Origin of the sequence: Proteus vulgaris (genome assembly GCF_023100685.1) — a bacterium.
Taxonomy (GTDB): domain Bacteria; phylum Pseudomonadota; class Gammaproteobacteria; order Enterobacterales; family Enterobacteriaceae; genus Proteus.
The window spans coordinates 2,730,974-2,742,469 of record NZ_CP090064.1 but is presented as its reverse complement, the minus strand read 5'-3'; the positions used below and the strand labels follow the sequence as shown (position 1 = coordinate 2,742,469).

General features: G+C 36.8%; 5 protein-coding genes and 4 tRNA genes. 6 read left to right on the top strand and 3 right to left on the bottom strand.

The window, feature by feature from the left end; translation table 11 throughout:
- Positions 1-314: 314 nt before the first annotated feature.
- Positions 315-1,052, bottom strand: coding sequence for a bifunctional 2-polyprenyl-6-hydroxyphenol methylase/3-demethylubiquinol 3-O-methyltransferase UbiG (gene ubiG / locus LW139_RS13280; protein ID WP_109407225.1), 738 nt, complete (start codon positions 1,050-1,052; stop codon positions 315-317).
- A 172-nt stretch (positions 1,053-1,224) separates the two neighbouring features.
- Between ubiG and gyrA the strand changes: the two genes are divergently transcribed.
- Together gyrA and rcsC are read left to right on the top strand one after the other, a co-directional pair.
- Positions 1,225-3,852 carry a DNA topoisomerase (ATP-hydrolyzing) subunit A gene (gene gyrA, locus LW139_RS13275; RefSeq protein WP_227335715.1) on the top strand — a complete coding sequence of 876 codons (2,628 nt, stop codon included), beginning with the start codon at positions 1,225-1,227 and terminating at the stop codon, positions 3,850-3,852.
- Between the two features lie 192 nt (positions 3,853-4,044).
- Positions 4,045-6,879 (top strand): two-component system sensor histidine kinase RcsC, encoded by a 2,835-nt coding sequence (rcsC, locus tag LW139_RS13270; RefSeq protein WP_247850056.1) that lies wholly within the window; start codon positions 4,045-4,047, stop codon positions 6,877-6,879.
- Between the two features lie 307 nt (positions 6,880-7,186).
- Here the strand turns inward: rcsC and rcsB are convergent, their stop codons facing one another.
- Together rcsB and rcsD are read right to left on the bottom strand one after the other, a co-directional pair.
- Entirely contained in the window at positions 7,187-7,843 is a 657-nt protein-coding gene (rcsB, locus tag LW139_RS13265; RefSeq protein WP_036935620.1) for a response regulator transcription factor RcsB, read from the bottom strand.
- 2 nt (positions 7,844-7,845) lie between these two features.
- The gene (gene rcsD, locus LW139_RS13260) at positions 7,846-10,554 is read right to left on the bottom strand and encodes a phosphotransferase RcsD (RefSeq protein WP_166540711.1); all 2,709 of its coding nucleotides are present in this window, start codon (positions 10,552-10,554) and stop codon (positions 7,846-7,848) included.
- Between the two features lie 203 nt (positions 10,555-10,757).
- Here rcsD and LW139_RS13255 point away from each other — a divergent pair.
- The 4 genes from LW139_RS13255 (at position 10,758) to LW139_RS13240 (ending at position 11,390) form a co-directional block, all read left to right on the top strand.
- Positions 10,758-10,845 (top strand) — tRNA-Ser (locus LW139_RS13255).
- A 6-nt stretch (positions 10,846-10,851) separates the two neighbouring features.
- Positions 10,852-10,927, top strand: a tRNA-Thr gene (locus LW139_RS13250).
- Positions 10,928-11,220: 293 nt separating this feature from the next.
- Positions 11,221-11,308 (top strand) — tRNA-Ser (locus LW139_RS13245).
- A gap of 6 nt (positions 11,309-11,314) precedes the next feature.
- Positions 11,315-11,390, top strand: a tRNA-Thr gene (locus tag LW139_RS13240).
- Positions 11,391-11,496 lie beyond the last annotated feature (106 nt).

Here is an 11,496-nt window from a genome sequence, read left to right as displayed (position 1 = left end):
AAATTTTATACCGCAAAAAAACGCTCCCGATGACAAAGAGTGTCAAGGAGTCTTGTGGTGTGAAATTTAAGGAAACACAATATATAGGGGTTGGTTCAAATGGTGATAACAAGATAAAGGTAATTGAGAGATTGATCAAGTGTACAAATCTGATTGTTTCTGTGGATAAATAGGGGATAAATTTTTTAATAACTGCCCGTACCCTGCGTAAATACAGGCAGTAAGAAACTCAAATTCAGGTGACAATGATGTAAAGTCAATTTTAAAAAATGTGATCGTTTGATGTTTTATTAAACCAAATCAAACTTTCAGTTTCACGAATTCGAGTTATGTGTCGATTGTGTGTGCACCATATAATTCACATCGACGTTTGGCGCTAATCGGAATTTGTCAGTGATTGGGTTATAATGTAAGCCAATCATATTTTTGCTACGTAAGTCGGTTTCATCAACCCAACTGAGCAGTTCTGATGGACGAATAAATTTATTAGCATCATGTGTGCCCTTAGGTACCATATTTAGAATATACTCCGCACCTACCACCAGCATTAGCCATGCCTTTTTATTACGGTTGATAGTTGAAAAGAAAACATGCCCACCTGGTTTTACTAATTTTGCACAGGCTCTTACAACAGAAGAAGGGTCTGGAACGTGTTCTAACATCTCCATACAGGTGACAACATCGTAAGCTTGCGGGTTTTCATTTGCATGGTTTTCAACGGTATCTTGAATATAAGTCACAGGAATACCTGACTCTAGTGAGTGCAAGCGTGCAACTTGTAATGGCTCTGTGCCCATATCAAGGCCAGTAACTTCGGCACCGACACACGCCATACTTTCAGATAAAATACCGCCACCACAGCCAACATCGAGGACTTTTTTTCCAAATAAGCCGTCAGCGCGTTCTTGGATATAGTTAAGTCTTAGTGGGTTTATACGGTGCAATGGCTTAAATTCACCTTCAAGATCCCACCAGCGTGATGCGACGCTTTCAAACTTGTCGATTTCATGCTGATCCACGTTAGCATGTAAAGAGGTTGTTTTATCATTCATCAGAAAGTATTACTCCTATTTTCATATTGCCATGATTCTACCAACGTTAGACGGTGAAATCGAAGAGAATAGCGAAAGGATCATTAATTTAGTTGTTTCCTTTTTCCAAAAATTGGCGATTTGTGGTATAGTTCTAAACCTTTGAATCCGTAGTATGAGGGACAGTGGCTCCATGAGCGACATTGCCAGAGAAATCACACCAGTTAATATCGAAGAAGAGCTGAAAAGCTCATATTTGGATTATGCGATGTCTGTTATTGTAGGACGCGCATTACCCGATGTTCGAGACGGACTGAAGCCAGTACACCGCCGAGTTCTTTTCGCGATGAATGTACTAGGAAACGATTGGAATAAACCTTATAAAAAATCAGCCCGTGTTGTTGGGGATGTTATCGGTAAATATCACCCGCACGGTGACAGTGCTGTCTATGAAACGATTGTTCGTTTAGCACAGCCTTTTTCTATGCGCTACATGTTGGTTGACGGGCAGGGTAACTTCGGGTCAGTTGATGGTGACTCGGCGGCTGCAATGCGTTATACCGAAGTTCGTATGGCGAAAATCGCCCATGAACTGCTGGCGGATTTGGAAAAAGAAACGGTTGATTTTGTTCCTAACTATGACGGAACAGAACATATTCCGGCAGTTATGCCAACCCGTGTTCCAAACTTGCTAGTCAATGGTTCATCAGGGATTGCGGTGGGGATGGCAACAAACATTCCTCCACATAACCTAGGCGAAGTTATCGACGGCTGTCTTGCTTATGTTGATAACGAAGACATCACTATTGAAGAGTTGATGGAACATATCACGGGGCCTGATTTCCCGACTGCTGCTATTATTAATGGCCGCAGAGGAATTTTAGATGCTTACCGTACTGGTCGCGGGAAAATTTATATCCGTGCTCAGGCTGATATTGAAACTGATGAGAAAACCAGTCGCGAAACAATTATCGTGACAGAAATTCCTTATCAGGTGAATAAAGCGCGTTTAATTGAAAAAATAGCAGAGCTTGTTAAAGATAAACGCATTGAAGGTATCAGCGGATTACGCGATGAGTCTGATAAAGACGGCATGCGTATTGTTGTTGAAATCAAACGTGATGCTGTGGGTGAAGTGGTATTAAATCACTTATTCTCACAAACACAAATGCAGGTTTCTTTTGGTATTAATATGGTTGCGCTTCACCAAGGCCAGCCAAAACTATTAAATCTAAAAGAAATTATCTCTGCCTTTATTCGTCACCGTCGTGAAGTTGTTACTCGTCGTACAATTTACGAATTACGCAAAGCGCGTGACCGTGCTCATATCTTAGAAGCGCTGGCTGTTGCATTGGCGAACATTGATCCTGTTATTGAAATGATCCGCCAAGCACCAAACCCAGCAGAAGCAAAAGCAGCATTAATTGCACAACCTTGGGATTTAGGTAGTGTTTCTACCATGTTAGAGCGTGCTGGTGACAGCAATGTTGCTCGTCCTGAATGGTTAGAGCCACAATATGGTGTGCATGACGGTAAATACTATCTTACAGAACAACAAGCTCAAGCTATTTTGGATCTGCGTTTGCAGAAACTAACTGGTCTTGAACATGAAAAACTGTTAGATGAATACCGTGACTTATTGCTGCAAATTGCTGAATTACTGCATATCTTAAGAAGCCCTGAGCGTTTGATGGAAGTCATTCGAGAAGAGCTAAATGCGATTAAAGATCAATATAACGATCCACGCCGTACTGAGATCACTGAGAATACAGCAGATATTAATATCGAAGACCTGATTAATGAAGAAAATGTAGTTGTTACACTTTCTCATCAGGGTTACGTTAAATATCAGCCACTTACCGATTACGAAGCACAACGACGTGGCGGTAAAGGTAAGTCTGCAGCAAGAATTAAAGAAGAAGACTTTATTGATCGCCTGCTGGTGGCTAACACCCATGACACCATTTTATGCTTCTCAAGCCGTGGTCGTCTCTATTGGATGAAAGTTTACCAGTTACCAGAAGCAAGTCGTGGTGCTCGTGGCCGTCCGATTATCAACTTATTACCTCTTGAGCAAAATGAACGTATTACGGCTATTTTGCCAGTGAGAGAGTATGAAGAAGGTAAGTTTGTCTTTATGGCAACGGCAAGCGGTACAGTGAAGAAAACACCTCTGCAAGATTTCAGCCGCCCTCGTAGCGCAGGTATTATCGCAGTCAACTTAAATGAAGGCGATGAGCTAATTGGTGTTGACTTAACCGATAGCACGAACGAAGTTATGCTGTTCTCTGCTGATGGTAAAGTGGTTCGTTTTGCAGAAGATTGTGTTCGTCCAATGGGTCGTACTGCGACAGGTGTTCGTGGTATGAAACTGAGTAATGATGATAAAGTCGTTTCTCTGATCATTCCTCGTGGTGACGGTGATATTTTAACCGTTACTGAAAATGGTTATGGTAAACGAACTGCACAAAGCGAGTACCCAACGAAGAATCGTGCTACACAAGGCGTTATCTCTATTAAAGTGAGTGAGCGTAACGGTAAAGTAGTAGGTGCAATTCAAGTTGAAGAAACTGACCAAATTATGATGATCACCAATGCAGGTACATTAGTTCGTACTCGTGTTTCAGAGGTCAGCATTGTTGGACGTAATACACAAGGTGTTACCTTAATTCGTACAACAGAAGATGAGTTGGTTGTTGGCTTGCAACGTGTTGAAGATGAAGATGACGCATTAGATGATGATGAAGTTAATGAGGTTATTAACGAGACATCACCTGAAGAGTCGGGATCAGATTTAACCGATGATGCAGATGAAGAATAATATTTATCATTATTGTGATGTATAAATAAAAGAAAGCAGGCATAATTGCCTGCTTTTTTTATGTGGTTGGATCAGAGTATCATCAGAAATAATTATCCTGATGATAAAGATCATATTATTCAGACATACAGTAATTTCTGCTAGAATAGAATAAGTTTCTTATGCGGTAGGAATATTGATTAGGGTGGTTGTTTGAGATATCTCTCGTCCTTTAAAACATCGTTAAAAATTTCCCGCTACCTTTTTCGCGTATTAGGTATCATGTTGTGGGCGATGGGGGCATTATTAACGATGTTTTACCTCATCAACATCTTTAATGATACTAAGTCAGATATTCGGCAAGAGTATAGTAATAACTACACTAATCTCCTCGGTTTTTTTCGACAAACTTCTGGCACTATCCGTGATTTACAATACCTCGCAGAACGTCATCAAGAGCAAATTAATTTAAATCCAGGTATAAAAAATTCATTATTTTATGAAGGACCATTTTCACTTCATAAACTCAATGAAACGGCGGACTGTGAATTATTTAAAGGACAAACCAATAACTATTTTCGTTCGTTTAACAGTATCTTATATTATTGGAAAGATAATACCCCTGCATTACAAGGGATAAACCAGGTTTTCATGGTAGGTTCGCACAGTATGTGCATGATTAACTTCCCTTTGCGCGCATCACCTGTAGATACTGAGATGTTGAAAAAAATGGTTTACGAAAATACACGTAACTACATTAATCAACGGGCGCAAGGCAAAGAAGTTAATCAATATTGGATAGTTCCAGATGCAAAAGGGGATAGTGGCATTTTATATGTTATGTCACCTGTTTATGCTTCTGGTAAATTTATTGGATTAATTGGTATTGAAAGAGCAATTCGCCTTGAATACTTCTCTCCAGCCAAAGACAGAGTAATTTCTATCCATCTTCTAAATAGCCGAAATACCACGGTATTAAGCTACCCTGCAGAAAATAATTATCGTTCTGTTAAGCAAGTCGCTGATGTGAGCGCACCTTATTTTGGTTTTGATGAAGATTTCAGTGAGTTAGTTGCAAAACGAAAACTATTGCCATCCTCTTTTAGTGTGGTGTATTCATTACCACTCAAGCAAATTTTAAATGAATTTAAATTCACGATTTTTAATGCACTGATTTTAAATATTATTTCTGCCATTTTTATTTTTATTTTTGTGTGGATCTTCGAAAGAAAAATATTCTCACCAGCAGAAAATAATGCTTCCCGATTAGAAGAGCATGAACAGTTTAACCATAAAATTGTGGCATCGGCACCTGTCGGAATTAGTATTCTGAGAATACGCGATGGCATGATCATTTTAAGTAATGAATTAGCACATAACTATTTTCGGTTACTCAGTCACAGTGATAAGCAAAATATTTTATCTATTATTGCTGAAAAAAGTAGCAATATGGTTGATGTAGTGACGAATAACCGTAATCACTTACAAATCAGTTTTGTTAATTCACGCTATCAAAATGAAGATGTGGCAATCTGTGTTTTAGTGGACATTAGCGCTCGTGTTAAAATGGAACGTTCGCTACAAAATATGGCAACAGCGGCAGAACAAGCTAACCAAGCAAAATCGATGTTTTTAGCTACGGTGAGTCATGAATTACGTACACCACTTTATGGCATTATTGGTAACTTAGAGTTATTACAATCCTTTGCACAAAACGATGATACAAGTCGATTATTAAAAACGATGGATAACTCCTCATCATTACTGCTAAAAATTATTAGTGATATTCTCGATTTCTCAAAAATTGAATCTAAACAATTAAAGATTGAGATTAAACCGTTTAATTGTCGCCAAGTACTCTCTTTTGTTATTTCTAACTATTTACCCTTGATTGCGAAAAAAGATTTAGCTATCTACTGCTTTATCGAACCAGATGTACCTAAAATTGTAAATAGTGATCCTGTTCGGGTACAACAGGTTATTTCTAATCTATTGAATAATAGCATTAAATTCACTACGACAGGGTGTATTACCTTACATCTTTATAAAGATGAGTATTACCTGTATTTTGATATTCATGATACAGGACGAGGGATTGGTGAGAAGGCATTACATGAGCTTTTTGAACCATTCTTCCAGGTTTCACAAAATACAGAAAGCGCATCTGAAGGTACAGGATTAGGTTTAGCTATTTGTGAAAAACTAATTAACTTAATGGATGGCGATATCAGTGTTGTTTCACAAGAAAATATTGGTAGCCGATTTACAGTTCGAATACCACTTTATGGTGTGTTAGAAGAGAATGAACTTGCTACCGAAAAGGATATTTATAAAGAGAGTACCGTTCGTTGTTTTATTGATATCAAAAACCTTTATTTAGAAGGGTTTATTGGGCGATATCTCAATTACTTTGGGTTGAATTGTGAATTATTAACAGAAGAAACAACACTCTCTTCAACTGATTTTATTATCACGGACTATGATTATCCGAGAGAGCATCATTGCCAATTTATTAGGCTTAATGAACATTACCTCGAACCATCCAAAAAAATAGCAGAAAACATATGGGTATGTAGTACTTATAAACTAAATGAATTAACAAAAATAATACTACAATTACCGCAAAACAAAATTGAAGCAAATTGTGTTGATATGGTTGAGTTGAATACCGATTGTGGTTTACAAGCGTTGACCATCTTGATTGTTGATGATCATCCAATAAATCGCTTATTGCTGACCGATCAACTGAAAAAAATTGGTTTTAACACAGCAACTGCAGAAGATGGGTGTGATGCATTAGCCTATTTAGCGAAAAATCATATCGATATCATTCTAACTGATGTCAATATGCCAAATATGAATGGTTATCAGCTTGCAACTCACATACGAGAAATGGGGAGTGATATGCCAGTAATTGGTGTAACAGCGAATGCAATAGCAGAAGAAAAGCAACGCTGTATTGATGCCGGAATGAATGATTGTGTGTCTAAACCGGTATCACTTTCCATCTTAAGAGAAGTTTTGGTAGGACATATACCTAAAAAGTAGTTTATGCAGCCACCATAAAAATAAACAAATAGAAAAGAGATTAATTTATTAATCTCTTTTCTATTTGTTAAGTAATAACAATATTAACTGCACGGATAAGATAGACATAAAGAATGATACCATAAATAACACATCCTATAGCTTCTAGGGCATTATCAGACAAAAGATGAGTGTAGGGTATATTACATCCGTTTAGCGCTTTGCGGGTGGGATGGAGCGAGAGAATAAAGACAAAAAAGCAGAGAAGCTCCCAAAATAGGTTGAGCTTCCTGATTTTATCGGTACTGCAAACGGTCGCTTGAAAAGATTAATCTGGGCCGTTAATTTCCTTATCAATAGTTACTGATGATAGGTAATTAAGTAATGCAATATCGTTATCAACACCCAGTTTCATCATTGCTGATTTTTTCTGGCTACTAATCGTTTTAATACTACGATTAAGTTTTTTTGCGATCTCAGTGACGAGAAAGCCTTCAGCAAATAATCTCAGAACTTCACTTTCTTTAGGTGACAAACGTTTATCGCCATAACCATTTGCATTTACTTTCTCAAGTAGTTTCGCGACACTTTCAGGCATAAATTTCTTGCCTTTTTGCAACGCTGCTAATGCTTTTGGTAGATCCGTTGGAGCACCTTGTTTAAGTACAATACCTTCAATTTCAAGATCAAGGACAGCACTTAAAATAGCTGGGTTGTTATTCATGGTAAGTACAATAATCGACAAATTCGGGTAATGTCTTTTGATGTACTTAATTAGTGTAATACCATCACCATACTTATCACCAGGCATAGATAAGTCAGTAATTAATGCATCTGCATTTAACTTAGGCAAGTTGTTGATAAGTGACGTTGAATCTTCAAATTCACCAACAACATTGACCCATTCAATTTGTTCTAAAGATTTACGAATACCGAATAAAACGATTGGGTGGTCATCGGCAATAATAATATTAAGGTTATTCATGTTTAATTGTTACCTTGCTGCAGCAACTGTTGAATCCATTTATCCAGTTGAGTGATACGTTCTTTGATCTCTAATTCATTATGATTTTTTATGTCATGTTCTAAATATTCACAGCTTTCTCTGAGATATTCTAAATCTAACATGGCAAAAACCCCTTTTAGACGATGAGCTGTCTGAGCTAGAGAATGAAAGTCTTTATTTGTTGCTTCTAAGTGTAGTTTCTCAACATCAATAGGAACAGTACTGATAAATAGTTCCTTATAATCACTACCATTCAACTTCTTCCTATAATTATTAAGAATTACTTCGTAATTATCAAGGTTATTATTTTCATCTAAAATACTCTCTTCAGTTGTATCTAGAGAAAATGACTCATTTTCTTCAATTAAATAAGTAATAGCTTCTATTAAAGGATCACCGAAGTTATAGTTACACTTTATTAAATTTTTTGATATTTTTTCAAATCCAACAATAGAGCTCATTAATAATATTGTTGGAGACTCTGGACTATCATCCGGAGTATCTTTAAGTATGATATCGTATTCGGGATAAAGATTCTCTCTATTTTTATCAAAGTATGTCGCGCCGTATTTATCAAGTTGTCGGCAGATGATTTTTTCTATTTCAGGGTTTTTTATGGCGAGTTTTGCGCTTATTCCTTCCAATAATATGTTAAAAGTTCGTTCTTCCGTATCTATATGCTGGTATGGGAGTGCAATCCGGAAATGAGAACCAATACTTTCTTGGCTCTTAATTGTTAACTCACCCTGAATTTTATTACATAACAAATGACATAAATAAAAAATAATCCCAGAGTTGGAGTAATATTTATCTCCCATCGCTTGTCCGAGGAATGGGTATTTTATATTAGCAATGTCTTGTGGTGTTAGCCCACTTCCACTATCAATAATATCAATAAGTATTTCTTCTTTATCTTTATTTTTAACTAAATTTAGATTAACAGTTATTTTTCCATAGTTAGTCGTACTAATGGCATAATTAATCAATGATAAAATAATCTTACTTAATGCTGGCCCATCATTAATTAAAAGTAAACCAGGCCTTATATTATTATGGAAATAAAGGGTTAAGCCTTTTCTTATCATAAATGGTGATGCAGTTATCAAAATAGATTCAACTAATGTTGAAAGCTCAAATTCATCTTTGTGAATTTTCCATTCTTGATTTTCTAACTTATTAATTAACGTAATATTTTCTATCCATTCGGAAATGTAATTTGTTTTTTCTAATAATAAGTTAAGCAATTGCTGATGCGTGCTTTCGGGCAACAGTTCTTTGAATTGATAAACCATCTCATTTATATCTTTAATCGGACGCATTAATTCTAATGACATATTAGATAAAATCTTACGTCGCGCGATGGTATTTTTTTCATATTCTTGCTGTGCAAGTTGTAATTTTTTATTGATAAGTGCTTCGTTGTCTTTATTCAGAAATATGAATAATGACGTATTGTCAATATTGCTGTTATTGCTGGTTCTAATCTCATAAATCTCATTATTGATCGCTGTTTGGATTAAGCCATTATGTTCAATCGCCATCTGTCGGATCTTTGATAAATCGATATGAGGTAATAGTTTTTCAGCATGGCTGTTGCTAATAATTTTATGGTTAGAGGAAAAATTGTATACCAATAAGCCGATAGGAAGATTAGAAATGATGTCATTAGTCATCTCTTCTTTGATGCGTAGATTACGAGTCATTGAGATGTACGGGAAAACATATTTGTTACGTATATAGATGTGTCCGAAAACAGAAACTGAAATAAAGGCAAGCAGGCTAATTAACAACCAGATGTTTTTATAAGCAATCTCTTTGATAATGAGTTTCAACGGATATTCATAAGAGAGTGAATAGGGAATGCCCGCAATAGGTTGAGAAAAAATCAAAGAAGAGCCATCGGTTGAAATTTCAATACTGTTTTTATCATAGACCGATTGTTGGCCTGTTGGCAGTAATCTTAAGTAGTGTGGTGATAGTTCTGAAGGTAAAAAATTATTGATAGGTAAATCAAAAGCGACCACGCTCGTAAGTTGCCCTGGCACATTAAACATAATGCGGTAGGTATAGTAATAGATATTTTCTGTAGACATCTTTCTAATAGGAGAAAGACTCTCTTTTTCATCTAAAGCGGTTGATTGCATCAGCAACTCAGAGCGTTTGTTCTCAGCGGTTAACGTCAGGTAGCTTTCTTTGTAACGAATTTCTGGTTTAAGCACAGAGTGGGTCGTAATTAAGATAAGATCATTTCCTTTACCATTTAGATAATAAAGTGAACTGTAATCATTACGTACACCCCAGATAATTTCGAGTGAATTTGCAAAGCGTTGTGCTAGCTGGAACGTTTGTTCGTTAGGTTTACCAAATATAATGGCATCTATAGTTTGATCCCGACCTTCAAGCCAAAAGACATCAGAGCGTAGTTTTATTGGAGTCAGTGGTAAGGAAGGGAAAAAGGCCGTGTCTGATATTTTATTTGATAACTGAAAAAGCTGATTAGAGTGATAACGGTAATCTTCAACCTGCAAAGCAAATTTATGAGTCGTGTTGTTGATAGCATTCTTTTTACTATCGAGCCAAGTATCAAAATAACTGTAAGCGTATAAAAAAAGTGATATGACCATAAAAAGAAGAAACAGGACATATAAGCGAGTTAGTGTATTTGGCTTGAGTTGGTTCAATGTACGCATTCAGTTTGCGAGCCTTTAAGAGACAATGTAGTTAAAAAAAGAAAAGTTGAATAAACAATCACCATTATTCAGTCATTATATTAACAGGTTATCGCTTTAAAAGGGATATTCGAATGAACTTTGAGCAAACAAACAAAAAAAACAGATTTTTTTACAATAGAAGCTAGACAGCGAGGTCAGAGATAGGCATAATTCCGCGCTATGGAAGGATGGCCGAGTGGCTGAAGGCAGCGGTCTTGAAAACCGCCGATGGGAAACCATCCTAGAGTTCGAATCTCTATCCTTCCGCCAGAATTAGCCGGCTTAGCTCAGTTGGTAGAGCAACTGACTTGTAATCAGTAGGTCACCAGTTCGACTCCGGTAGCCGGCACCATATAAGAACCCGTTATCTTGCAAGAGGTAGCGGGTTTTTTCTTACCTATATTTTATTTATCCGCATATTGCTACCATCAACTTTTTAAGTTTTTTTCCTTCTCTGTTGTTCCATATATCTCACAATACCTTCTTGTTTATTATTTTAAATTATCAAAATTTAACCACTATATTAGTGGTTTAGCATTTTTTAAGCAAAAAAAGACTGAGAATTAAGCAAACGGATAAAAAAGTCATTTTTTTTACAATCAGGACTAGACAGCAGGGTCAGAGATAGGCATAATTCCGCGCTATGGAAGGATGGCCGAGTGGCTGAAGGCAGCGGTCTTGAAAACCGCCGATGGGAAACCATCCTAGAGTTCGAATCTCTATCCTTCCGCCAGAATTAGCCGGCTTAGCTCAGTTGGTAGAGCAACTGACTTGTAATCAGTAGGTCACCAGTTCGACTCCGGTAGCCGGCACCATATAAGAACCCGTTATCTCGCAAGAGATAGCGGGTTTTTTCTTTGATCAAATCTTAATGCTAAAGTATATATGTACTAAAAAACACCACATTAATAAAAAGATGGT

Excerpts from the sequence above, each read along its gene's own strand:
- rcsD (WP_166540711.1), bottom strand. The coding sequence starts at position 10,554 with ATGCGTACATTGAACCAACTCAAGCCAAATACACTAACTCGCTTATAT.
- ubiG (WP_109407225.1), bottom strand. The coding sequence starts at position 1,052 with ATGAATGATAAAACAACCTCTTTACATGCTAACGTGGATCAGCATGAA.
- gyrA (WP_227335715.1), top strand. The coding sequence starts at position 1,225 with ATGAGCGACATTGCCAGAGAAATCACACCAGTTAATATCGAAGAAGAG.
- rcsB (WP_036935620.1), bottom strand. The coding sequence starts at position 7,843 with ATGAATAACCTTAATATTATTATTGCCGATGACCACCCAATCGTTTTA.